Origin of the sequence: Mobiluncus curtisii ATCC 43063 (assembly GCF_000196535.1) — a bacterium.
In the GTDB taxonomy this organism is placed as follows: Bacteria; Actinomycetota; Actinomycetes; order Actinomycetales; family Actinomycetaceae; genus Mobiluncus; species Mobiluncus curtisii.
The window spans coordinates 2,078,357-2,103,445 of sequence record NC_014246.1 but is presented as its reverse complement, the minus strand read 5'-3'; the positions used below and the strand labels follow the sequence as shown (position 1 = coordinate 2,103,445).

The following is a 25,089-nucleotide window of genomic DNA, read 5'->3' as shown; positions in this document are numbered from 1 at the left end:
TCAAGCCGAGGAGTTTGCGGTGCCGTTGGTTACGGTACCTAGGAAATCGCGGCACCACAAACTCACTTTTGCATACGTTTACTTGTTGATAACGGCTTTTTCTAAGCCGTATTTCTGGGCGAGTTCCATGAACTTGCCGTCTGCTTTCATCTGGTCCAGGGTGGTTTGTACCTGGTCACGCAAGGCTTTATTGCCGAGTTTGAAGCCTATGCCGTACTGTTCGGTTTGCACCGGTTTTTCCATAATGGTGTACATGCCCTTTTGCCGTGTCTCCAGTTGGTAGTTGGCGACTCCAAGGTCCACGACTACCGCATCGGCAGCTCCCGCTTCCAAACTCATGAATGCGTTGTTGTAGTCGGGAACTTTGTTGAGGGTCTTAAACGAAGCGAGCAATTCCTTGTTCGATTCGTCCTCGAGGGCTGCTAAACCGGATGAATCAGCTTGCACAATGACGGTCTTGCCTGCCAGATCTGCAGCGTCTTTCAGGTTGTCGGCGCTGCGCGTCACAAAGACGATGGAGTTATCCACATAAGGCTTTGACCAAGTGTATTTGTCCTCGCGACCGTTCATGGTGAAACCGTTCCACAAGCAGTCCACTGAACCTGATGAGAGCTGCATATCTTTGGAATCCCAGTCGATAGGTTTCTTTTCTAGGGTCCAGTGGTTGCGCTTCGCTACTTCGGTCGCTAAATCCATGTCAAAACCGGTATATTCCCCAGTTTTTTCGTCTTTGTAACCGTAAGGGGGAAAGTTTGCGTCGAAGCCGACCACAAACTTGTCGCCGGCGCTTTTCGCCACATTGTCACCCGCGTTACCGGCATTGTTACTTGCCGCACCGCCGCAACCAGCTAAAGAAAAAGCCAGGGCGAAACCCGCTGCTACGCTGACAATTTTTTTGAAGACCATTGTTTTTCCTTTAGATAGTGAAAAAGTTGTTTTTGTCTTTTGCAGTCTAACAGTGCGGTCGCCGGGAATTAAACCGTGACGGAAATTTGTGTAATTCCAAAACACGCCGAAGCGCATCCCGGTTAATCGCATAACACTCACTAAATTTCTGGCGTCAAAAAGGCGGCGTTACTTTAACCCTTAAGTTCAAGGTTAAGGTTGGAAGGGGAAACCATTATGGAACCAGCACCACTGGCAGTCATCCGTGTCGTAGGCGTCGGGGGTGGCGGTGTCAACGCGGTGAACCGAATGATTGAATCAAATCTGCGTGGCGTGGAGTTCATCGCGATTAACACCGACGCACAGGCACTGCTCATGTCAGACGCGGACGTCAAACTTGAGATTGGCAGAGAGTCCACACGCGGATTGGGCGCGGGAGCTGATCCGGAAGTTGGCAAAGCTGCCGCAACTGCTCACGAGGACGATATTCGTGAGGTGCTGCGCGACTCTAACATGGTTTTTGTCACCGCTGGAGAAGGCGGTGGCACCGGTACAGGGGCGGCACCGATTGTGGCAGGTATCGCTCGCGAGCTCGGGGCTTTGACCATTGGTGTGGTCACCCGACCTTTCCAGTTTGAGGGGCGTCGTCGGGAACAGCAAGCTGATCGAGGCATCGAGGCACTGCGCGAACAAGTCGATGCCCTCATCGTGATTCCGAACCAGCGTCTGTTGGAATCCACGGAGGAGAACCTCTCGGTTTTGGAGGCTTTCCGTGCCGCTGACCAGGTCTTGCAATCGTCCGTGCAAGGCATTACCGAAATCATCACTATCCCGGGCACTATCAACGTTGACTTTGCCGATGTAACCACCACCTTGAAAGACGCCAAGACCGCTCTGATGGGCATCGGGACGGCTACCGGTCCGGACCGCGCACGCGTTTCGGTTGATATGGCAATCTCTTCACCGCTGTTAGAAAGCTCTATGGACGGCGCTGACCGCGTACTTATTTTCTTCCAAGGCGGAACAGACATGGGTATGCAAGAAATGAACGATGCTGCCGAGATGGTTCGTGAACTCGCCGATCAGGACGCTAACGTCATTATCGGCTACGCCCCGAACGAAGAATTTGCCGATGAGATTAAAGTGACGGTTATCGCCGCGGGGTTTGGAAGTAAGGACGCGGCTGCAGCTTCTGCGCGGGTCGTCCAGACTTCTGCTGTTTCCCGCACCGCAGCGCGTCCCGCCCCGGCTGTACCGAGTGCTAAGCCGGCGGTGCCAACTCGGAATAGTGAACCGAGTGAGCCTCGTCCCGCGCCCCAGCCTAGTGCAGAAACTCCCGCAGCCCCGCAACCCGCCCCGGCACCTGTTGCCGCCCCGGCGCCGGCTGAGCCCGCTGCAGAGAAAGAAGAAATTCTTGACGGAATAGAAGCCCGGCTGGCACAGCATCGCCATGAGCCGGCAGCGAAAGTCCCGGAGCTGAAAGCGCCGAAATTCCCTGCGGGAACCGAAGCGGTGGGCAGCTTGCGTCCCAAAGCAGAGCAACACAAACCCGATATTAAACTCACCAGTTTGAACGGAATTCCTGACGCGAAACACGAGCCTCTGGCTGTCACCTCCGGGATTCGTCCGGTATCTCCCGATGCGGCAAGTGTGCCGGACTATGTGGACTCCTCGCGTGAACAGCGGGCTCCGGCACTGCGCCTGGAACACGTATTCGATGATATTGCGGGAGACGATGAGCTCGACATACCGGACTTCTTGAAATAAATCTGCCGTGCGCAGGCGGTAATACTGGCGCGGCTGAAAACTTTTTCCTATCTCCCAATAAAAGCCGTTCCCGTCGTTGACTACCAGTCAGCGACGGGGCGGTTTTTGCATTTTCTCGCTTCGATTGGCGACACTCCGTAAAAATTCCCCAATAAACACCGGTTATCGCGTAACCTCGTTCCAGTTGTCTAAAAATACAATCGAGACCTAGGGGAGAAAATATGGGGCTGGCGTTGCGTAACGTTTTAGAGAAAGTCGGTTTGCGGGAACCCGACGTCGATGATTACGAAGACGAGGAATTTATCGAAGACGAGACTCCTTTGGGCGAGCTGCACGAATTCCCCGGTTCTACAGAATCTGAAGCTGCGCCGGAAGCTCCGGTGGAGGCTCCAGTCGTCACTATTGACCGGATTAAGACCGCCAAGCCCACGACGTATTCCGATGCCAAAGAGATTGGCGATTACCTGCGCGATAACGTTCCAGTCATCCTCAATCTTGCTTATCTTTCGGTCAAGGAAGCGCAGCGTATGGTTGATTTTGCATCCGGTCTGACTTATGGTCTGCGCGGTTCTTTCGAGGAAGTTGGCACCCGAGTGTTCTTGCTTTCTCCCCAGAACCTTAAAACTATCGAGGACACACCAAAATCCTCGACTTCCCTGTTGCAAACTTTGTGACCACCAGTCTCCTTCCATCCTGAGGTTCCCCCGTCGCGTCCCCGTGGCGGGGGAACCTCAGTCTGTTCGGTCTGCGACTCTCAGGTAGGATGTGTGCTGTGAGTATGGTGCAATTGCTGGGTCTGGTCATTTATTACGTGATAAATGTTTATGTTTTTATACTGATTTTGCGGGTAGTTCTGGACTGGGTACAGATTTTGGCCAGAGACTGGCGTCCCCAGGGAATTATTTTGGTGTTAGCTAACTTGATTTATGCCCTGACAGATCCGCCGGTACGCTTCTTTGGGCGCTTAATCCCCCCGCTACGCATTGGCGGATTGGCTCTTGACATGGGATTTATGGTGCTTTTCATATTGCTGTTCGTGGTGCAGAGGATGGCAGTCAGTATTGTTTTTATGGTTTAGTTGCCACGTTTTGGCTTTTGACGGTCCGCGGAATTAGCAAATTTCCCCCTTTTCGGAGTAAGTTTTAAACCTCAGTATTCACACAAGTAACAAAAAATGTGTAACAATGTCTTTTGTACAAAACGTGCGAATGCCCAAGAGGTTTTGGAAATCGGGGCGCAAGCCCCCTGACACGGACGAGGTGACGAATATGGCGTTGCTCACCACAGATGACATCGTCAACAAGAAGTTTCAGCCCACGAAATTCCGCGAAGGCTATGACCAAGATGAAGTGGACGATTTCTTGGACGAGGTGGTGAATACCCTCGATACCCTGACTAAAGAGCGTGACTCGCTCCGGGTCGAGCTGGATGAAGCAAACCGCAAGATTGCTGAACTGAGCAACGGCGTGGCGCCGGTGGCGGAAACAGTTTCCGAACCGGCTGTTCCGGAACCTGCCCCGGTGGCAGAACCCGCTCCGGCTACGGGCGAGGTTCCCGAGTCGACTTCTGCTGTCTCCATGCTGGATATGGCGCAGCGCCTGCACGACGAATACGTGCAAGACGGTCAAAAGAAGGGCGAAGAGATTATTGCCGATGCCCGCGTCGAAGCTGATCGCATCGTTGCCGAGGCGGAGCAAGAACATACCCGGGTACTGACTCAGTTGGAGCAGGAGCGTGGCATGTTGGAGCGCAAGATTGAAGAGCTCAAGACTTTCGAATCCGAATACCGCTCCAAGATGAGTTCTTTCCTGGAAGGTATTCTTTCGGACTTGGCGAACTCTGCCCCGACCAACTAAATTGGCGCTCGCAATCAAACTTGCCCCGCAGTCAACGTGGCACCCTTTCCGGGTCTCACGTTGGCTGCTGGTCATTTTTATCGGATTGATTATTGGTGCGGTTGACCAAGTCACGAAGGCTCTGGCGGTTAACTTGCTGCCCTCCAACGGATCCGCATTGCCCTTGCTTGGCTCTTGGGTTACCTTGCACGTGACGCACAATTCCGGGGCAGCATTGTCGTTGCTCGATTCGGCCACAATAGTTGTCACGGTGTTGAGTTGCCTTTTGACTCTCGTTTTACTCGTGCTGGCGTTGATGACCCCCAATAGTATCTGGGCTGGCGTTTTAGCGGTCATTGCCGGTGGCGGGTTGAGCAATATCGTGGATCGGGGGCGCGGCAACCCGTGGGGAACCGGTGCGGTCATTGACTTTATTGACTACTTTGGGTGGTTTGTAGGTAATGTGGCCGACGTCTTCGTGGTTGTCGGGGTTGCAGTGGTGTTCGTATTGATGTTGCGAGGCATGCCGCTGGGTGTGGTGTGGTTGCGGCGTGCAGACGTCGCAGCGGCCCTTGAAAGCGGGAAATCCGTCCATGGCAAGCACGGTGTTTACATTTTCTTAGACGAAGCAAAGGACGCCTTGTGAGTCGCCTGTTGCCCGTTCCAGAAGGGTTGGCGGGATTGCGGGCTGACGTTGGTCTGTCGCGGCTGCTGGGGCTGTCACGAGCAAAAACAGGAGCCTTGTTAGAATCCGGAGCGGTCATACAAGACGGGGAAACTCTCAAAAAATCCGATCAACTCGCTGCCGGCAATCTGCTGGAAATCGATATTCCCGAGCCTACTGGCTACGTTCCCGAAGTCACCCGCGTGGATAATTTGGGAATTTTATATGCCGATGATGATTTGGTGGTGGTGGACAAGCCAGCCGGGGTCGCCGCCCATACAGGTCCCGGTTGGGAGGGCCCCACAGTAGTCGGTGCGCTTAGAGCTGCGGGGATTCGGGTGTCGACCTCCGGTCCAGTGGAACGTGAAGGAATCGTGCATCGTCTGGACGCGGGAACCTCGGGAGCGATGGTCGTCGCTAAATCAGAACTCGCCTACGGCAAACTGAAAAACGAGTTTCGCTATCACCGGGTCGAAAAAATTTATACCGCCCTCGCCACGGGAAAGGTGAAACCCCCGGTAGGAACCATTGATGCTCCTATTGGGCGGGCGCCGGGGCGCGAGTTTAAGATGGCGGTAGTCTCCGGGGGAAAGCCCGCGGTAACGCACTATGACATCATCGAGGAGCTTCCGGGCGCAACCCTGTTGAAAGTCCAGCTGGAGACGGGGAGAACCCACCAGATTCGCGTGCATCTCGCGGCTATCGGACATCCCTTGGTGGGAGACACGGAATACGGGGCGGATCGGAAGACAGCCGCCCGGCTGGGTCTGGAGCGGCAATGGCTGCACGCCAGTAGGCTGGCGTTTAAGCATCCGCGAACCGGGCTAGAAGTCGCAGTGCAGGCTCCGTTACCAGCTGATTTAGCGACTGCTGTAGAGCTTTTGCGCCAATAATCAAACTGGAATCTGCGAGCCACATCCTCACCGGAGAGACTGGGACCTTTCAGGTTCGGCGTGCAAAATCGACTAAGATTAATCCATGCCTAGTTCCGATTTCGTCCACCTTCACGTCCACACTGATTACTCGATTTTGGATGGGGCAGCAAAGATTAAGCGGCTGGTTGCTAAAGCGGTAGAAAACCAGCAGAAAGCCGTGGCGATTACCGACCACGGTTACCTATTCGGGGCTTTTGAGTTTTATCAAGAATGCCGTAACGCCGGAATCAAACCCATTATTGGTTTGGAAGCTTATGTCACGCCGGGAACTTCGCGTTTTGACACCACGCGGGTGCAGTGGGGGACTTTGGAACAGCAAAAGGCCGGTGACGACGTGTCCGCTCGTGGCGCCTACACGCATATGACACTGCTGTCCCACACGACTGAGGGGATGCACAACCTGTTTCGGCTCGGTTCTTATGCCTCCCTGGACGGTCAGATGGGGAAATGGCCGCGGGCTGACCGGGAACTGTTGGAGCGCTATCACGAGGGACTCATCGGCACAGCAGGCTGTCCCTCTGGAGAGGTCCAGACGCGGCTGCGTTTGGGGCAGTATCAGGAAGCCGTGCGTGCCGCCGGGGAACTGCAAGATATTTTTGGCAAAGACTATTTCTATGTGGAACTGATGGATCACGGGTTGTCCATCGAAAACCGTGTGCGGAAAGACCTGCTGCGCTTAGCTCGAGAAATCAACGCACCCATCATCGCAACCAACGACTCACACTATGTTTATAAGGAAGACCGGGAGATTCAGGATGCCATGCTGTGCATCAACTCCGGGGATCGTCTGTCTAACCCGGATCGGTTCCGCTTTGACGGTACGGATTATTATCTGCGCCCCAGCGAGGAAATGCATGAGCTGTTTGCGGAAATCCCCGAAGCCCTAGATAACACCCTGTTGATTGCGGAACAGTGCAATGTCGAATTTCCAGACGTGAAAGAGGGCACCTTCATGCCGGTGTTCCCGGTACCTGCCGGGGAAGATGAAGTGTCCTGGTTCATCAAGGAAGTCGAACGCGGTTTACAGTATCGTTTCCCAAATGGCATTTCTGAAGAAGTCAGGAAACGTGCCGACTACGAAGTCGAGATTATTGTGCAGATGGGATTCCCGTCGTACTTCCTGATTGTTTCAGACTACATTCAGTGGGCTAAAGACAACGGGATTAGAGTCGGACCGGGGCGTGGCTCCGGCGCAGGTTCCATGGTTGCCTATGCGATGCGCATCACGGACCTGGATCCCATCAAGCACGGGCTGTTGTTTGAACGTTTCCTCAATCCCGAGCGGGTGTCCATGCCGGATATCGACGTGGACTTTGACGACCGCCGTCGTCAGGACGTAATCGACTACGTGACCCGCAAATACGGCAAGGACAAAGTGTCCCAGGTCGTGACCTACGGCACGATTAAATCAAAGCAAGCTCTTAAAGACGCGGCGCGGATTTCGGGCGCGGATTTCTCAAAAGGGGAGAAACTCACCAAGGCAATGCCACCGGCGGTCATGGGCAAGGATATTCCCCTGTCAGGCATGTATAACCCGCAACATCCGCGTTACAAAGAAGCCGAAGAGTTCCGCAAAGTCGTGGCGGAGGATCCCTTTAATCGCCAAATTTTCGACCTGGCAGCCGGGGTGGAAGGCATGGTTCGCCAGTGGGGGGTACACGCCTGCGCGGTCATCATGTCTCGAGAAACCTTGACGGACGTCATTCCCATGATGAAACGCCCGCAAGACGGAGCCATGATTACCCAGTTCGACTACCCGACTTGTGAGCACCTCGGTCTGCTTAAGATGGACTTCCTGGGGCTAAAGAACCTCACCATTATTTCCGACGCCCTGGACAACATCAAGATTAACGGCAAGACTCCTCCCGATTTGGAACGCTTGGACGTCGATGACAAGGCGACTTATGAACTGTTGTCCACCGGAGAGACCCTGGGCGTGTTCCAGCTCGATGGTGGGGGAATGCGCACCCTGCTGAAGCAGCTGCGACCCACCGAGTTCGATGATATTTCCGCTCTGGTGGCACTGTATCGACCCGGACCGATGGGCGCGAATTCCCACACGAACTATGCATTTCGGAAAAACGGACTGCAAAAGATTGAGCCAATTCATAGTGAGCTGGAAGAACCCCTCAAGGATATCCTTGGCTATACGTACGGTCTGATTATCTACCAAGAACAGGTCATGGCTATCGCCCAAAAGGTCGCCGGGTTCACCCTGGGGCAGGCTGATATTTTGCGTAAAGCCATGGGGAAAAAGAAAAAAGACGTCCTGGACAAGCAATACGTGAAGTTCCACGATGGAATGATTGAGCACGGTTATTCCGAGGATTGTTGTGAAACCCTGTGGGGAATCCTGGTGCCCTTCGCCGACTACGCATTTAACAAATCCCACTCCGCGGCATACGGGCTGATTGCATACTGGACCGCCTATCTAAAGGCAAACTTCCCGACCGAGTATATGGCGGCGGTGCTGACCACCCAGACGGATAAAGACAAACTGGGGATGTACCTGAACGAGGTGCGCCGCATGGGAATCAAGGTCTTGCCTCCCGATGTGAACCAGTCTTACGGGGTTTTTGCACCTGATGGAAATGACATTCGTTTCGGACTGGCCTCAATCCGTAACGTTGGTGAAAACGTGGTGGCAGAAATCATCAAAGCACGCCAAGAAAAAGGTGCCTACACGTCCTTTTCCGATTTCCTGAAAAAGGTTCCGGCGGAAGTCTGCAATAAGCGCACCATCGGTTCACTGATTAAGGCTGGAGCTTTTGATGCTTTCGGGGCGCCGCGCAGCGCTCTCACCGCGATTCATGAGCAGGCAGTGGAAGCTGTGGTGTCCACGAAACGGCAAGAGTCCAACGGGCAGTTCGACCTGTTCGCTGCCCTCGAGATGGAGGGGACAGAGTCCCCGGACAATCTGTTAGGTTCAGCCAGTATCGATATTCCGGATATTTCTGAGTGGCCCAAAAACGAACTGCTCGCTTTTGAACGTGAAATGTTGGGCATGTACGTCTCGGATCATCCGCTGTCAGGCATGAATCGGGTGTTGGAAGGCTTGGCTGAAGACCGGATTGTTGATCTGACTTCGGACGAGGGGAAAGGCAACGATTCCCCGGTTAAGATTGCCGGTCTGGTGACCGCGGTAAATGTTAAAATTTCCAAACGGTCTGGACAGCAGTGGGCGATTGCCAAAATCGAAGACATGACCGGTTCCGTGGAAGTGTTGTTCTTTGCGAAAACCTATGAAAACATTGCCGGTGACCTGGTCCAGGATAATATCGTGGTGGTCGGCGGACGGCTGCGCCGCGAGGATGAATCTGTCTCGATTTATGCCAGTGACCTGAGCGTACCCAAGATGTCGCTCCATCTGGATCACTTGGATGAGGTTGAGTTATTGCTTCCTGCCGAGCGCTGCACGAAAGAAAACATGCGTGCCTTTGGGGCTCTGCTGGAACGTTTTCCCGGTCAGGCTCCGGTACGTTTACATATCCTGGAGGAAGGGGAACTCCAAGTTTTGGATTTGGGACCCGAACGCCGGGTTAACGCCGGTCCGGACTTCCTGGGCGAGCTGCGTGCCATGCTGGGATATGACTCGATTATCACACCGGGAACTAACCCCTTGGAATCCAACGCGGCAGCTGAAGTTGCTAAACTTTCTCCGGTTAATCCTCTTGCAGAGCAGAGACCGTCGGGTACGACTTTATTTGATGCATCCAGCCTCTAGCCTGTTACTGTATCCTAGAAACGGCGGTCTTTTCATGAATTTGCATTTAGATATCTTCGAAGTCATATGAAAAAAGGTCTGGATTCGGGCGGTAAGTCTCCAACCAGGTTTTAGTGGTGTGAACGTGAGCTTGTGCCAAAAATGATGCTCGTTCAGGGTCCCGTTTTTTGATTGCTTGAACAATCTCTAGGTGGGCGCTATCACTAACTTTTTTCAAATCTAGTCTTTCAGGATTTTCATAAATGTGGTAATCTCTACCGCGTTGACGCAGCACTTTGAGCAGAGAAATGATGGCTTGGTCATTCGCGGCACTGGTTATGAGCTTGTGAAACTCTGTATCAAGGATTTGTGCTTCGTATCCGGGATTGCATTTCCTCAAATCCATTGCTATTCGTTCAAGTTCCTCGATTTGAATGTCTGAGAGTCTCGCTGCTGCTTGGGAGGCACAGTAGCCTTCCAGTATTTCCCTAAGGGTGAATAATTCGATGAAAGAATCAAGGGGTAACAGCGGAACGATAGCGGTAAGTGCATCCACCACGTTTTTTGGCGTTAGTTGGGATACGCGCGCGCTAGCATTCCTTTTTAGATTTAACACTCCAGCCACGCGCAGCATTTTCTGGGCCTCCCGCAGCGAGCTGCGTGAAACTTTAAAGCGTTCGCACAGCTCAATCTCGGAGGGGAGAGCCTGCCCTGGTTTTATTTCTCCAGTGGCAATCATTCTGCACAGACCCAAGCGGGCTTGTTCTACTGCATCTTGCATAGTTCTACCTTACAAGTAAAAGGTCCTAGCACTTCTAAAATCTGAATTGTCAGACAATTAAGTAAAAATTGCGAAAATTATCTCTATTTATTTCTTTAGGTGTTAGAATTGCCAGACAAGGAGGTTTGAACAATGAAGTTCCCCACTATATACCCGTATAACTCAGGTCCCAGCTGGTCTCTCGATCCCAGATGCAAACATCTCAATCACGGTTCCTTCGGTGCAGTACCTGTGGAGGTGCAGGCTGAACAAAATCGGCTTCGTACATTGATGGAACAAAACCCTGTGAGCTGGTTTTCGGCAGCTCACGAGCGGGTAGGTGATGCGCGCGAGGAAATGGCGAGGCTGCTGGGGGTGGACTCCTCACACCTTGCTTTTGTTTTCAACGTTTCGGCGGGTGCGTCCGTTGTTTACCAGAGATTTATGTCGCGAGGTCCTGTTCACACTCTGGTTACGGATCACGGTTATGGTGCGGTTTCGATGGGGGCTAGGCGTTTGTCTCAGCGTACAGGAGGAACTTTCAATGTGGTTTCTGTTCCTTTGAATGCCACTTCGGCAGAAGTAGTGGATATTCTTACTGAAAAGATGCAAAACACCCCACGCGGATTGCTTGTTATCGATCAGATTACGTCAGCCACAGCCCGACGTTTTCCGGCTAACGAGATTTGTAAAAAGGCTCGGGAACTAGGGTTTGCCACCCTAGTGGACGGGGCACATTCCCTCGGCGTTTTGGAAAATCCAATTTCCCTCGACGCAGATTACTGGGTTGGTAACTTGCATAAATTTGCTTGCGCGCCACGCGGTGCAGCTTTGCTATATTCAAGGGATGCTGATCAAGAGCTATTCCCCTTAATTGATTCCTGGGGTGCTGAGCTCGAATTTCCTAGGCGTTTTGACCACACAGGAACTATGGACACCACGGCGTGGCTCACCGCACCATTTGCCTGGAGCCTCATCGACAAGATGGTTGGTTGGGATAATGTTAGGGAGTGGTCTAGTCATCTAGCTGATGAAGGCGAGAAAATCCTTGACGCGCCGCTGCGTCAGTGGATGGACAATCCTTTTCCCGATGTAGGGCAGAAGGTTGGTCCACTGCGATTGGTGCGATTACCGCTTGGCTTGGGACAGACGCGTGAACAAAGCGATGCGTTGCGTATTCCGCTCATTGAAGCCACGGGAATAGCACTTTCCTTCACAAGTTTCCACGGTCAAGGTTTTCTTCGCTTTTCAACCCATATATATAACTCGTTGTCGGATTTTGACTATCTTGCCAGCGAAGGTATCCCCCTGCTGTACCAATGGGCGAGCCAGAATTCGACTGAATCCAACATATGAACAACAAAGAATAGGAGGAATAATGCGTAAACACATCGCCGTGTTAATTGCAGCCTCATTTGCCCTGGCACTTGGGCTTACTGGTTGCAGCTCAAGTAGTGGAGATGACTCACAAGGACTGGTTAAGCTCCAGATGGTTGAGTCACTAACTAATCCGGCTCGTACCGAGTTGATTCGAGGTCTGCTGAAGGATTTTGAAAAAGAACATCCAAATATCAAGGTAGAGTTGATTTCTCCACCAACGGAGCAAGCAGACCAAAAAATTCAGCAAATGCTTCAATCCGGTTCCGGGGTTGATGTTTTGGAAGTTCGTGACCTGACTGTTGGACCTTTCAGTAATAATGGCTGGCTTTACGACATGGCTCCGGATCTTAAAAACTGGGATGGTTTCGATAAGCTCACCAATCAGGCTCAAAAATTCACCGTCAATGCTGATGGGAAATCTTACTTCATTCCTTATGGTTTCTACGGTCTGAGTCTGTTCTACCGAACTGACTTGGTGAAACAGGCCGGATTCGAGGGAGCGCCGAAGTCCTGGGAGGAATTGACGGAGCAAGCCGCTAAGATTCAGAGTCCTGCGCAAAATCGCTACGGTTACGCCTTCCGCGGGGGTCCAAACTCAGCTGGGCAATTGATGAGTATTCTCGAAGCCTACAATGCAGATAACCTCGACATAGCCAACGCATACAAGGTTAAAAGTGGTAAGACGATTTTTGCGACCCCGGAGTCTAAAACCGCTTTGGATAAATACGTGGAGCTATACAAGACAGGTTCTCCAGAGTCCTCAGTTTCCTGGGGGTATGCTGAAATGGTGCAGGGTTTCACCAATGGCTCTACCGCGTTTTTACTTCAGGATCCTGAGGTTATTGCTACGGTGAAGGAATCATCCCTGTCTGAAGACCAGTGGGGTGTGGCGCCCAATCCGGTGGGACCGACGGGGAAAGCAGCCTGGCCAATGGCTACGGCGGGCTGGGGCGTGACTCAGTTCTCTAAGCACAAAACTGAGGCAGTGGAACTGGTGAAATGGTTGGCTGGGGATTCTTCCACGACTTTTGCGAAGGAAAACTCTCTCGTGCCGATTCTTCAGGCTGCCGGGGAAGACGAATTCTTCAAAACCGGTCCCTGGGCTGCTTACGTAGAAATGACATCTAACCCGGATACCTGGATCTCCGTTGAGGAACCTCGTGGGGTTGCTTGGTGGACCGAATGGATGCAGCGTTCAGAAGCTGATTTACAGAAAGTTCTCCTGAACCAGATGACCGCCTCCCAGATGCTCTCGGGGTGGGATAAATTCTGGACAGAAAAGTGGCAAGGGTAGCTGCGATGTTCTCAGGGAAGAAAGCTGTGGGTGCGTCTGCTGAAGTCGGGCGCGCCCACAGCCGGCGCCCGTTTTCGAGCAGGTTCGCCCTGACGATAATGGTATTTCTAGCGCCCGCTTTCATCTTCGTAGCTATCTTCACCTACTACCCGATGCTACGTGGTGCCCAGATGGCATTCCGAAAATGGGACTTGTGGAATCTTAACGACACGCCATTTGTTGGTTTCGGTAACTTCCAGCAACTCATTTTTAATCCTCTGTTTCTGCACACAATGGTGAACTCTCTCATCTGGGTGGTGGCATCTATCATTCCCCAGTTCGTAATCGGGTTCTTAATAGCCTTAGCTCTACGCAATCGCTTCAGGTTCAGAGGCTTGTATCAAGCTGTTATCTTTTACCCCTGGGCGGTGTCAGGGTTCTTGATTGGCATACTCTTCAGGTGGATGTTTAACAGTGAATTTGGCGTGTTTAATGATTTGTTAATGCGAGCCGGTATTGTAGATTCTCCCGTTCCATGGCTGGCAAAACCAGAATTAGCATTCGTTGCCGTGATCATCGCGAACATCTGGTATGGGGTGGCTTTCTTCGCAATTATGATTCTGGCTGCGTTGCAATCTGTGCCTCAAGATATGTTGGAGGCGGCGGCAATAGACGGCGCGAGTCGTATACGCGCCCTGTTCAGCATAATCATTCCTTCGATTCGTTCAACCTTGATACTCACAATCCTGCTGCGAATAATCTGGATTTTTAACTTTCCGGATATTATTTACGCCATGACGGGAGGGGGTCCTGGTAACCAGACACATATCGCAACGACTTGGATGATTCAGTTCACCCAACAAGGCAGTTATGGCTTGGCTTCCGCACTCGGCTTCATCATTGTTGGCGTACTTACGGTGTTCACCGGCATGTATCTACTGCTCTTATCAAGGAGTGATGATGCAAAGTAGAACCCCCATGTACCTAAAGATAATAAAAGTCTGCGGCTTGACCCTATGGTTTGTCATTACAGTGTTCCCGCTTTACTGGATTCTCCTCACATCCTTTAAGCCAGCAAGTCAAATCGCCGAATATCCCGTTCGATATTGGCCCAGAGTCTTTTCTATAGAGAACTACGTGAATCTCTTTTCCAAGGCTCAGTTCGGAACCTATATGTTCAACTCTTTGACAGTGTCTCTGCTTGGGTCGATTGTTGCCACATTGATTGCCCTTCTCAGCGGCTACACATTGTCGCGTTTTACTTTTCGGTCAAAAGGAGCGGTACTAATCGCATTTCTCGTCACGCAGATGATACCGATGTTTATTGCCCTCGGTCCGCTCTATCAAATGTTCACTACCTTGGGCTTGATTGATACCCGAGCCGGTTTAGTCCTAATCTACATTGCTATGACAATACCTTTTTCCTCGATAATGCTGCGGGGTTTCTTCGATAATGTTCCCGACTCTCTCGAAGAAGCAGCGATGGTAGATGGTTTGAACAGATTCTCCGCTCTATGGCGTATCATTGTGCCGGTTATGCTGCCGGGAATCACAGCGACTTTCATATTTAACTTTGTTAATATCTGGAACGAACTGTTCTTGTCCGTGACACTAATAAACTCGGATTCTAAACGAACAATCCCAACAGCATTGAACAGTTTCATCTCTAGTTTCAACATTGAGTGGGGACCGATGTCCGCTGCTGCCGTGTTAACAATCTTTCCTACTATGATACTGTTTTCTTTCGCTAGTAGGTGGATTGTAGCTGGTCTAACCCAAGGTGCTACTAAGGGATAGCTGTATGATGTTACCGTGTTTAACTTATTGGATTTTTCAAAAGAAGACGTTGATGCTGCAGTGCTGCGCGAGCGCCTTCCACGGGCAGCCCTCGACGTAGAGCAGGCTGTGGCGGCGGTAACGCCCCTGATTGAAGCGGTGCGTCGGGAAGGCGCCAAAGCCTTGCGAGACCAATCCGAGCAGTTCGACCGGGTCCGCCCGCGCCTGTTACGAGTTCCAGAGACTCAAATTGACCGCGCCTTGCAGGAACTGGATCCGGCGCTGCGCGAAGCGATTGAAACTTCCATTGCCAATAACCGCAAAGGTCACGAGGCACAGTTGCCCCACCCGGTCGTCACCGAGATTATTCCCGGTGGTACTGTTACGCAGCGTTGGATTCCGGCGCGGCGCGTGGGACTGTACGTTCCGGGCGGGCTGGCAGTCTATCCCAGCTCGGTCATCATGAATGTGGTGGCAGCACAAGTGGCGGGGGTGGACCAGATTGCTCTGGCCTCCCCGGCACAGCGGGCTTTCGACGGCTCGGTACACCCGACCGTGCTGGCGACCTGCGCCTTATTAGGAGTGCGTGAAGTCTATGCCATGGGCGGGGCAGGCGCGATTGGTGCATTTGCCTACGGCGCGAAAGGAGAGACCGCAGATGACGGTCAGGTTCTGGTGGAGCCTGTGGACGTCGTTACCGGTCCGGGCAATATCTATGTCGCGGCGGCGAAACGTGTGGTATCCAGTGTCTGCGGTATCGACGCCGAAGCCGGTACCACCGAGATTGCCATCATCGCGGATAGCAGCGCCACTCCGAAATTTGTTGCTGCAGATTTAATCAGCCAAGCCGAACACGACCCCGCAGCCGCCTCGGTCCTGATTACCGACTCGACCGAACTTGTGACCCAGGTGCGCGCCGAACTGGAACGCCAAATTCCCCAACGCGACCACCACGAACGCATCGTCACTGCCCTATCCGGGCCACAATCGGGCACTATCCTCACTCGGGATATTGAACAATCCATTGCCGTGGCAAACGCGTACGGCGCTGAACACCTCGAGATTCAAACCGCTGATGCTCGCGAGGTGGCAGCAAAAATACACAATGCGGGGGCAATCTTTGTCGGTGACTACACCCCGGTGCCCCTGGGGGACTACCTAGCAGGCTCCAACCACGTCTTGCCCACCGGAGGCACGGCCTCCCACGCTTCGGGACTGAACGTGATGGCATTCTTAAAGTCTGTGCAACAGATTGAATACACCCAGCAAGCTGCGGATGCGCTGACCGACCGCCTGGTGGTATTCAGTCATGCCGAGGACCTGGAAGGTCACGGAGCGTCCCTGCTGGCACGTCGGGAAGGCAAATAAATGAGTGCCTCAGATGCCCGTGCCATGACTGAGTGCTCGATTCAACTGCCCGTGCGGACGGACCTGGTCGGGCTAGAACCCTACGGGGCGCCCCAGTTGCAGGTGCCGGTGGCTATCAATGTGAACGAAAACCCCTATCCGGTGCCAGCTCCGGTGATAGAAGCGATAACCACGGCGGTGCGGGAGGTAGCAGGCAACTTAAACCGTTATCCCGACCGGGATTTTCCGGAACTACGCCTTGCTTTGAGCGATTATTTGGAGCGGGAATCCGGGGTGCGAGTGGCTCCCGAGTGGATATGGGCTGCCAATGGTTCTAACGAGGTCATGCATCATTTGTTTAGCGCTTTTGGGGGACCGGGACATCCGGCGCTGTCGTCCTCACCCACGTACTCGATGTATCCCGAATATGCTCGCAACACCCTGACTGAGCTGCTGGACGTGCCGCGGCGGGAGGACTTTTCCGTGGACGTGGTCGCGTTGAAGCAAGCCGTAGACCACGCACACCCGGCGTTGCTGGTGCTGGCTTCTCCCAACAATCCCACGGGGACTCACCTGAGCTCCGCGGATGTGGCTGAAATCTTGAACTTTACCCGTACCAGTGGACCGCAGGGGAGCGCGACCCTGGTGGTCATTGACGAAGCCTACGGCGAGTTTCGCCGTGACGGGGTGCCTTCCGCTCTGGAACTGTTGGCGGCGCACCCGCACCTGGTAGTGTCCAGGACCATGTCTAAGGCTTTCGCGATGGCTGGTTTGCGACTGGGATACCTGGCGGCTCATCCGCAGATTATTTCCCAGCTCATGCTGGTGCGATTGCCCTATCATCTGTCGGCTTTGACCCAAGCGGCAGCTCTGGCAGCGCTGTCTCGGGCAGATTTGTTGCAAGCACAGGTGGCAAAGATGCGCCACACTCGCGACCGCATGGTGCAAACTCTGCGAGGAATGGGTTTGACCGTGGCAGAATCGGATACGAACTTTGTTTTCTTTGGAAAGTTCGGCAATCGTCAAAAAGTCTGGCAAGATTTACTTGACCGTGGCGTGTTGATTCGCGTAGTCGGACCCGATGGCTGGCTGCGAGCCAGCGTGGGCACTGAGGAGGAAACTGAGGCGTTTCTTTCCGCCCTGAAGGAGGCATTGCAATGAACGAAACTCGAACCCCCAGGGTGGCGGAGGTCACGCGGGCAACGTCGGAATCGCGGGTAAAGGTGCGGGTGAACCTGGACGGTACCGGTCAAGCCAACATTCACACGACGGTGCCGTTTTATGACCATATGCTCACCGCTTTGGCACGTCATTCCCTGATTGATTTGGACATTGCAGCCTCGGGAGACACCGACATTGATGTCCATCACACAGTGGAAGATACGGCTATTGTTTTGGGGCAGGCTTTGCGTGAAGCGTTGGGGGACAAGGCGGGTATCAGCCGTTTCGGTGACGCTTGCGTGCCCCTGGACGAAGCCCTGGCTCACGCGGTGGTGGATTTGGCGGGACGCCCTTACGTCGTCTGCGAAGGAGAACCGGAAGGTCAGCAGTATCACCTGATTGGCGGACACTTCACAGGTTCGCTGACCTATCACGTGTTTGAATCTCTGGCGCTAAATGCCGGGATATGCCTGCATTTGCGCCTGCTGGCGGGACGGGATCCGCACCATATCGTAGAGGCTCAATTTAAGGCTTTGGCACGGGCGTTAAAGGTCGCAGTGGAATATGATTCGCGCGTGGTAGGTGTCCCTTCCACCAAAGGAACTCTGTAACATCAGGGAAGGCTAGTGATGAGTGAACCGCAAGAACCCCGAAAACCTGAGGACAACGGGCAGGATTCCGCCGATCAGCAAGCCTATGATGCCGAGTTTGCTGACCTCATCGCAAAATTGGGAGATGTTGACTTTGAACCGGAGTCCGCGGTTTCCAGTCAGGACGAACAGCTGGATTTACCTGAGGAATCAGAGCCTCCGCTGGTGAATCGGCAAGCCACTGCATGTTTTCTGACCCCGGTGGCTTCGGCGGAAGCCTTGGGGGCGCTGTGCGCTTTGAGCGGTATCTCGGCGGTTGTGGTGCCCACAGAAGCCGGGGCGATGGTGGTACAAAACCTGGAGCTGACCGAGGAACAGTGGGGAATGGCGCTGTTGGTCGAAAGTCTCAATGAACTCGACTCAGATTTGGACACGGTCGCGTCCACGCTGACGGAGATTATTCGGATGCCGGTGGTGGTGTTTTCTGCGCTGTTGGCTCCCGGTACCGAACAGGAGCCCGGCGTGACCGGTCAGGTTTTGGCGGGTCGTTGGGTCAATCAGGCTTTTGAGTCAGATTTGCCGGCGGGGCTGGTTATTGCACAAATGCCAATCGTGATTGAGGAATTAGTGCTGGGTCGGGTTAATCCGGCGGAGGTGGACGGGGCGGTAGATACCGTCGATATTCCCCGCTGGAAAGCTTTGCGGATGTTGGGCAGAGGCATTAAAAACTCTCGTGAAGAACGCCGGCGCCAACGTGGACAGACAGATTCTCACGATGACGCGATGGGGGACACGGACGCAGCAGGGCGGGGGGACGCCTCATGATTGCTCCCCAAGTCGTCGTGCTGGATCACGGATATGGCAATGTTCTTTCCGTTGCGCACGCCCTGGAGCGGGCAGGGGCACGGGTGTCTCTCTCGGCTGACCCGACGGAAGTTGCCCACGCAGACGGTTTGGTGGTTCCTGGAGTGGGGGCATTCGCGGCGGTGATGCGGTCCCTGCAGGCCTCTCGTGCTCCCCAGATGATTGAGCGTCGTCTCGCCGGAGGTCGCCCGGTACTGGGCATCTGCGTCGGGTTGCAGGTCATGTTTGAAAGCGGCGACGAAAACGGGGAAGTAACTGAAGGCTTGGGCGAATGGCCTGGAATGGTGACAGCTCTGCCCGCAGCGCGTTTACCACATATGGGCTGGTCAAAAGTGCACGTCCCGGCGCAGTCGCAGCTGTTGGCGGGGCTTGACGGGCAGAGGTTTTATTTTGTGCACTCTTATGCTTGCCTCAGCGACCCCGCCGCAGCCTTAGGGACAGACGAGGAATCGCGGCGACTGTTCCGCCCTCCGCTGGTGTCTTGGGCGCATTACGGAGCCGACTTTGTGGCAGCAGTGGAAAACCGAGCCTTGTGCGCCACTCAATTCCACCCGGAAAAGTCCGGACCAGCCGGGGCGCGCGTGTTCGCAAACTGGTTAGAGATGCTCTAGTGGTGGCGGGTCGTGAATCGACCCTGGAAAGGACGCTCAATGACACAATTAGTGCTGTTACCAGCAATTGACTTGGTTGACGGAAAAGCGACCCGGCTGACCGAGGGTAAAGCCGGAACCGAAAAAGTTTACGGCGAGCCCGCACAAGTCGCGGCGGAGTTCCTCGCTACCGGAGCGCAGTGGCTGCACCTAGTCGACCTGGATGCCGCTTTCGGGCGGGGCTCCAACGCCGACCTGGTGGAGTCGCTGGTGAAAACCTATCCGGGCTTGAATATTGAGGTCAGTGGGGGATTACGTGACGATGACTCGCTGTGCCGTATGCTCGATGCGGGAGCGGCGCGGGTAAACCTGGGTACTGCTGCAATCGAAAATCCCGAGTGGTGCGCCACGGTCATTGAGCGGTTTGGGCAGCGCATCGCAATCGGTTTAGACGTGCGCGGCGAACGGGTGTATGGTCGCGGCTGGGTCAGTGAAGGACCACTGCTGGACCAGATTGTGCGGGATTTGGACGCTTTGGGGTGCGCCCGTTACGTGGTGACGGACGTGTCGAAAGACGGCACTTTGACTGGACCGAACCTGGAGCTGCTGGCTCACGTGTGTCAATCCAGCCCTGCAAAAGTCGTGGCGAGCGGGGGAGTGTGTGCTCTGCGCGACCTGCAGACCCTGCGGGATTTGGCTGTCAAACACCCCAACTTGGAGGGGGTCATCGTTGGTAAAGCCATCTATGAGCGACGTTTCACGGTTGCTGAAGCCTTGGCGAACCTGGCGGACTGACGCAGTGAGGTTCTGTTTGAAAGCGCGGCAGCATACATGAAACACCTGGCGAGCAATCCCTTTGCGTCGGATTGTGGTGATTTGCTGCCCGGAACCCAGCGCGCCCTGGAACTTGCCGCGGTCAAAGACGTGGGGGCAGCGCAGGCTGAACTGTTTTCAGCGCTGCAAACGGAGCGTCTCATTGTGGAGGCGCCCGTGGCTGTCTCCGGAAGCTGTGAATCACCGACCTTTGCGGGTGTTTATGCCCCCTACGGGTCGGCTTTGCCGGTGTATTCCAGCGCCACGCGTTTCGCGGAGCTAACGAACCCGGAAGACCGACCGTTGCTGGTCAATCCCGCACGAATCGCCTTGGCAGCGCTGGCTACTGAAGGATTTATATGGCTGGATGCCCCGGTAATACTAGGTAGCGCTACTCAGGCCAAGCCGCTGGCGAAAAATCCGGAGTGGATTCACGCCTATGCTCCGAGCATCATGCTGGGACCACCCGCGTTGAATGCCCTAGCCAGCGGCGACAACTGGCTCCCCGCCTGGGAAGATGCCGGACTTGCGACACTGCTCTATTCACTGTCAGCCCATACAGGCGTCGAAATCGAGACCATCGCAGCCGGTCCGGCAGGGGGACTGGTCGTTACAGTCCGCACCCCCGACGACCTAGATGCCGCGAAACTTGCCGTCAAACGGTTCCACAAATCCCTTCTGCGTTCGCCAGAAGTCTCCCCTCGCGCTACTTACGTGCAACTCCTTCCCGTGCGCTGACGACCTCCGCGCTGGCTATCCCTGCGCTCGGTGACGCGACGTTACCGGGTGTGAGCGGGAAGACTGGTGGATCTGACACGGGACGCTAGCGCTGCCACCGCCCCACCGCCCTTGTGAAAGGCATTAAGCGTGGGGAATATCGCCCAACCAGTCAGCAACGTGTTGAATCAAGGCTTCGTCAAAAACATCATCCGAGTGGTGTTCGCCAATCCACTTCTGAATCGAACCACCGGCTGCCGCGTCCATCTGTTTCCGAGCCTCCGCAGGCTTAACCAGGACCTGCCACAGCATGTTCTTGGCTTCTTCCACCGAGTGATAAAAAAATGGGTAGTCTGCCGGCACCAAGGCGTGAGCCCATTCGAGGTCAGGAAAGACGCCGATGACTCCCGCCCCCAAGGCTTCCACGTATTCGATGCCGTAAGATTCTTCCTCAGTGGTCGCCAGGAAAGCGGTCGTATGCGCCAAAGCCCCCCAATAGGACTGGCGCGTGGCTGTCAGGGGTCCCACCCAAATCCAGTCACGATGGGAAAACTTCATGGCGGCTTCGCTGACCAGGTGGGTTTCGTGCAAACGCATCTCGACCCGCAGCGGAATCTGGCGGTGTACCCAGTTGACCACGTCCAAGAAAATATCCGGGCGCTTCTTTGCCGAAAGATAAATCGAGGGGTAGAGCACGACCGGAATCTCCGTCTCTACCCGCGGACGGACATGAGCCAGACGGAACCCCAGGTTTACCCACCCCAGCTGCATCTGTTCATGCAGCGGTTTCACAGTCCATTTTTCTGCCATCTCCCGGACTTCCATAGCGGTGCGTTCCGAGTTCGCAAAAGTGGGGAACAGGGCACAGGACAGAGCCATGGAGGCAATGCCTTCTACCGTCGTCAATTCGCGCGGAGACCACCACATGAAGTTCATGATGTGCGGTTTCGTCGCTCCGGCATTGTGCATTTTTTGCCACAGTCGCGGTGAATCAATGACATCCATATTGATAACCGCCGTGTCAGTCGGGTCGAGCATCTCGAGGGGAGCCACACTGAAGTTTTCGGCGCGCCGGGCGGGACCGCCTATCAGGATGGAGTCGGGGAAGTTACGCAAAACCCGTCGCACCAGAGTGTCGCCGGCAGAATGCCCAGACACCCGCCCGGTTTCGTCAACTTGGGCATTTTCCCACTTGATTGCCAATTTCATGGTTATTCCCCTTTCTGTTCCGCAGTCTGGTCGGATGGCTGCGGGGGATTACTTTGCGATGGCTCTGCCGTTAATTCGAGGTCGGGAACGTGTTTCAAAAGGTCGGTGTCTGACGGTGATGCCTCGAGGATTTCGTCCAGCGCGGCCGCGTCGATGGGGGCTTCAATGCCTCCGGGGCGAGGAATCGCCTTGAATGAGGAACGGGCGACCCGATTCTTAACACTGGGAATCCCGTTCAACTCGGTGTCAACCGGCGGTTCGTGATCATGCATAGCGTCCCGAGAGGCCCCACGGATACGCATATGATAGAAACTGCACCACACGAAGTAGGCTGAAGCCACAAAAAAGACCCCAGCTAGGATATGCACCAGCCGTGCCTGACCCTGGTTCGTCAGACTCACTGCCAATTCCACTGCCAACAGACCAAACAGGGTGGTGAATTTGATAATCGGGTTGAGAGCTACCGAGGACGTGTCCTTGAACGGATCGCCGACCGTATCACCGACGATAGTCGCATCGTGCAGTTCGGTGCCCTTCATATGCAAATCGACTTCCACGACCTTTTTCGCGTTGTCCCAAGCCCCGCCGGCATTAGCCATAAATATGGCTTGGTACAAACCAAAAATAGCGATAGAAATCAGGTAGCCGATGAAAAAGAACGGCTCGGCAAAGGCGAAAGACAGCGTGGCAAAGAACACTGCCAGGAAGATAAGCAGCATCCCCTGCTGAGCGTACTGTGTACAAATTTCTACCACCGCGCGGCTGTCCTTTTCGGAGGCCCGTTCGCTGCTGGCATCAAGGTGGATATTATCTTTGATAAACGCCACGGCGCGGTTTGCCCCGGTCGTTACCGCCTGGATAGAGGCCCCGGAGAACCAGTAAATGACGGCACCTCCGGTAATCAACCCCAGCAGGAAAGGAGCGTGCAGCAGGGAGAGATTGCCCACGGCTTGTGTGTCCTGCAAACGATTCGTGAGGGTCATGATGATGGAGAAAATCATGGTGGTGGCGCCCACTACGGCGGTGCCGATGAGAACCGGCTTTGCCGTGGCTTTAAACGTGTTGCCCGCCCCATCATTGTCCTCCAGCATGAGTTTCGCGGTGTCCCATGCGGGTTTAATAGTGAAGTCTGACATCAGCTCGGCTTCGATGTTCTCGACCGATTCGATACGCGAGAGTTCATAGACAGATTGGGCATTGTCAGTGACAGGACCGTAAGAGTCCACGGCGATGGTTACCGGACCCATCCCCAAGAAACCAAAAGCTACCAGTCCAAAAGCGAACACTGCCGGAGATGCCATCAGGGATTGCGGTATCAGCAGGGAGATTAGGAAGGCAATTCCCATCAAACCCACTATCGTCATCCCCAGCCAGTACCCGGACATATTGCCGGAAACCATGCCGGACAAAATGTTTAGCGAGGCACCGCCCTCACGAGAAGATTTCACCGTTTCCCGCACGAAACGCGCTTTGGTAGAGGTAAATACTTTCACAAGTTCAGGAATCAATGCCCCCGCGAGGGTCCCGCAGGTAATGATGGTCGCCAGTTTCAGCCACAGGTGGTTGCCTTGCTCACCCAGTACAAAGAAAGTCACCAGGAAAATCAACACGATGCATAGCATCGAAGTCAGCCAGACCAGCGTAGTCAAGGGGGTCTCAAAGTTCATGCGTTTCGCGTCACCATAACGCCCTTTGACCCACAGGGCATTGAGGGCGTACGCCAGTGCCGCACCCAGAATCATTGCCGCGCGCACCGTAAAAATCCACACCAGCAACAGCGCCTGAATGGAAGTGTCGGGGACTGCCAGGATGACGTAAGTTACCAGGGCTACACCGGTGACTCCGTAAGTTTCAAAGCCGTCAGCGGAAGGTCCCACCGAATCTCCGGCATTGTCCCCGGTGCAGTCTGCGATAACCCCAGGGTTACGCGGGTCGTCCTCGTCAATTTTGAACACAATCTTCATGAGGTCCGCGCCAATATCGGCAATCTTGGTAAAGATACCCCCGGCGATACGCAGGGCGGACGCTCCCAGGGACTCTCCGATAGCGAAACCGATGAAACACGAACCAGCCACGTCAGCGGGCAGGAACACCAGAATAACCAGCATCATGAATAGCTCGAGGGAAATCAGCACGGTACCGATGGACATCCCGGCCTGCAGCGGAATCTGGTGGACAGGGTAGGGCTTGCCGCGCAGCGAGGCAAAAGCTGCCCGGGCGTTAGCAAAAGTGTTGACCCGAATGCCAAACCAGGCAACGGCAAACGATCCGCCCATCCCCAACAGGCTGAACAACACCACAATTCCGACTTTGCCCCAGCTAAATCCCACCAGTACCTTGTAGTAAATGAGAATGATTACCGTGATGAAAGCCCACAGCAGCAACAGGAATTTGCCTTGCTTCACCAGGTAGGCTTTGCAAGTGGAGTAAATGAGTTCCGCTACTTCTAGCATGGATTGATGCACTGGTAGGCTGCGGAGTTTAAAAAACGTCACGATTCCAAATGCCAGACCTGCCAGGCACACTATCATGCCAAAGATTAGCAAGCTGGTACCGGCTATGCCGTGAACGTTAGCGAGGGACAAATCGGGAAGCACCAGGTTTGCCTCCCCGCCGCCGGGTCCGTCGCCTGGTTTTGCGCTGATTAGCGGGAATACCCCTGTCGGGCTTGCATCCATAACCTTTAAGCTAGGAATCATTGGTCAGCCTCGTTTCCATAGGTCGTTACCTTGTTTGTAATTTTAGGAGGTATTTCCGGTATTTTGGGGGATTCTAAGCGGAAGCTTGGGGTTGTTCCTGACAATGTCAAGTCGGGCTGTC

22 protein-coding genes are annotated in these 25,089 nt (G+C 54.2%); 18 read left to right on the top strand and 4 right to left on the bottom strand.

Translation table 11 applies throughout. The annotated features are described in order from the left end of the window. Positions 1-78: 78 nt before the first annotated feature. Complete coding sequence (locus HMPREF0573_RS09125) at positions 79-906, bottom strand: amino acid ABC transporter substrate-binding protein (RefSeq protein ID WP_013189646.1); 828 nt, start codon at positions 904-906, stop codon at positions 79-81. Between the two features lie 216 nt (positions 907-1,122). Between HMPREF0573_RS09125 and ftsZ the strand changes: the two genes are divergently transcribed. The 7 genes from ftsZ (at position 1,123) to dnaE (ending at position 9,810) form a co-directional block, all read left to right on the top strand. Then, positions 1,123-2,652: a cell division protein FtsZ gene (gene ftsZ, locus HMPREF0573_RS09120; RefSeq protein WP_004006638.1), complete on the top strand. Its 1,530-nt coding sequence runs from the start codon at positions 1,123-1,125 to the stop codon at positions 2,650-2,652. A 221-nt stretch (positions 2,653-2,873) separates the two neighbouring features. Then, a complete protein-coding gene (locus HMPREF0573_RS09115) occupies positions 2,874-3,326 on the top strand; it encodes a cell division protein SepF (protein WP_004006639.1) in 453 nt (150 codons plus the stop codon). 104 nt (positions 3,327-3,430) lie between these two features. Beyond that, complete coding sequence (locus HMPREF0573_RS09110) at positions 3,431-3,730, top strand: YggT family protein (RefSeq protein ID WP_013189645.1); 300 nt, start codon at positions 3,431-3,433, stop codon at positions 3,728-3,730. Positions 3,731-3,920: 190 nt separating this feature from the next. Further along, complete coding sequence (locus HMPREF0573_RS09105) at positions 3,921-4,508, top strand: DivIVA domain-containing protein (RefSeq protein ID WP_036325002.1); 588 nt, start codon at positions 3,921-3,923, stop codon at positions 4,506-4,508. 1 nt (position 4,509) lies between these two features. Continuing rightward, complete coding sequence (locus HMPREF0573_RS09100) at positions 4,510-5,133, top strand: signal peptidase II (RefSeq protein ID WP_013189644.1); 624 nt, start codon at positions 4,510-4,512, stop codon at positions 5,131-5,133. Beyond that, the gene (locus HMPREF0573_RS09095) at positions 5,130-6,044 is read left to right on the top strand and encodes an RluA family pseudouridine synthase (RefSeq protein ID WP_013189643.1); all 915 of its coding nucleotides are present in this window, start codon (positions 5,130-5,132) and stop codon (positions 6,042-6,044) included. Before HMPREF0573_RS09100 ends, HMPREF0573_RS09095 begins: the two co-directional genes overlap by 4 nt. 85 nt (positions 6,045-6,129) lie before the next feature. Beyond that, the gene (dnaE, locus tag HMPREF0573_RS09090; protein ID WP_013189642.1) at positions 6,130-9,810 is read left to right on the top strand and encodes a DNA polymerase III subunit alpha; all 3,681 of its coding nucleotides are present in this window, start codon (positions 6,130-6,132) and stop codon (positions 9,808-9,810) included. Positions 9,811-9,856: 46 nt separating this feature from the next. Here the strand turns inward: dnaE and HMPREF0573_RS09085 are convergent, their stop codons facing one another. After that, positions 9,857-10,570: a FadR/GntR family transcriptional regulator gene (locus tag HMPREF0573_RS09085; protein ID WP_013189641.1), complete on the bottom strand. Its 714-nt coding sequence runs from the start codon at positions 10,568-10,570 to the stop codon at positions 9,857-9,859. Between the two features lie 132 nt (positions 10,571-10,702). Here HMPREF0573_RS09085 and HMPREF0573_RS09080 point away from each other — a divergent pair, with 132 nt between their 5' ends. The 11 genes from HMPREF0573_RS09080 to HMPREF0573_RS09030 all read left to right on the top strand — a co-directional run bounded on the left by HMPREF0573_RS09080 (position 10,703) and on the right by HMPREF0573_RS09030 (position 21,081). Then, entirely contained in the window at positions 10,703-11,905 is a 1,203-nt protein-coding gene (locus HMPREF0573_RS09080; RefSeq protein ID WP_041798089.1) for an aminotransferase class V-fold PLP-dependent enzyme, read from the top strand. A gap of 22 nt (positions 11,906-11,927) precedes the next feature. Further along, the gene (locus tag HMPREF0573_RS09075) at positions 11,928-13,223 is read left to right on the top strand and encodes an ABC transporter substrate-binding protein (protein WP_004010561.1); all 1,296 of its coding nucleotides are present in this window, start codon (positions 11,928-11,930) and stop codon (positions 13,221-13,223) included. A gap of 26 nt (positions 13,224-13,249) precedes the next feature. After that, on the top strand, positions 13,250-14,173 hold the full coding sequence (locus HMPREF0573_RS09070) for a carbohydrate ABC transporter permease (protein WP_244855349.1): 924 nt from the start codon (positions 13,250-13,252) through the stop codon (positions 14,171-14,173). 166 nt (positions 14,174-14,339) lie between these two features. After that, positions 14,340-14,999, top strand: a complete 660-nt coding sequence (locus HMPREF0573_RS09065) for a carbohydrate ABC transporter permease (RefSeq protein WP_236589588.1) — start codon at positions 14,340-14,342, stop codon at positions 14,997-14,999. 15 nt (positions 15,000-15,014) lie between these two features. Then, the gene (hisD, locus tag HMPREF0573_RS09060; RefSeq protein WP_013189638.1) at positions 15,015-16,346 is read left to right on the top strand and encodes a histidinol dehydrogenase; all 1,332 of its coding nucleotides are present in this window, start codon (positions 15,015-15,017) and stop codon (positions 16,344-16,346) included. After that, on the top strand, positions 16,347-17,486 hold the full coding sequence (locus HMPREF0573_RS09055) for a histidinol-phosphate transaminase (RefSeq protein ID WP_013189637.1): 1,140 nt from the start codon (positions 16,347-16,349) through the stop codon (positions 17,484-17,486). Continuing rightward, the gene (hisB, locus tag HMPREF0573_RS09050; RefSeq protein WP_013189636.1) at positions 17,483-18,097 is read left to right on the top strand and encodes an imidazoleglycerol-phosphate dehydratase HisB; all 615 of its coding nucleotides are present in this window, start codon (positions 17,483-17,485) and stop codon (positions 18,095-18,097) included. The genes HMPREF0573_RS09055 and hisB overlap by 4 nt, the downstream gene beginning before the upstream one ends. An 18-nt stretch (positions 18,098-18,115) precedes the next feature. Next, positions 18,116-18,901, top strand: a complete 786-nt coding sequence (locus tag HMPREF0573_RS09045) for a hypothetical protein (RefSeq protein ID WP_013189635.1) — start codon at positions 18,116-18,118, stop codon at positions 18,899-18,901. After that, on the top strand, positions 18,898-19,551 hold the full coding sequence (gene hisH, locus HMPREF0573_RS09040; RefSeq protein WP_013189634.1) for an imidazole glycerol phosphate synthase subunit HisH: 654 nt from the start codon (positions 18,898-18,900) through the stop codon (positions 19,549-19,551). The genes HMPREF0573_RS09045 and hisH overlap by 4 nt, the downstream gene beginning before the upstream one ends. 39 nt (positions 19,552-19,590) lie before the next feature. Next, positions 19,591-20,325, top strand: coding sequence for a bifunctional 1-(5-phosphoribosyl)-5-((5-phosphoribosylamino)methylideneamino)imidazole-4-carboxamide isomerase/phosphoribosylanthranilate isomerase PriA (gene priA, locus HMPREF0573_RS09035; protein ID WP_013189633.1), 735 nt, complete (start codon positions 19,591-19,593; stop codon positions 20,323-20,325). A 36-nt stretch (positions 20,326-20,361) separates the two neighbouring features. Then, on the top strand, positions 20,362-21,081 hold the full coding sequence (locus tag HMPREF0573_RS09030) for a hypothetical protein (RefSeq protein WP_013189632.1): 720 nt from the start codon (positions 20,362-20,364) through the stop codon (positions 21,079-21,081). A 123-nt stretch (positions 21,082-21,204) separates the two neighbouring features. On the opposite strand, the gene HMPREF0573_RS09025 is transcribed toward HMPREF0573_RS09030, so the two are convergent. After that, entirely contained in the window at positions 21,205-22,269 is a 1,065-nt protein-coding gene (locus tag HMPREF0573_RS09025; protein WP_013189631.1) for a hypothetical protein, read from the bottom strand. A gap of 2 nt (positions 22,270-22,271) precedes the next feature. Beyond that, entirely contained in the window at positions 22,272-24,947 is a 2,676-nt protein-coding gene (locus HMPREF0573_RS09020; RefSeq protein WP_414018031.1) for a sodium-translocating pyrophosphatase, read from the bottom strand. Between the last annotated feature and the right edge of the window lie 142 nt (positions 24,948-25,089).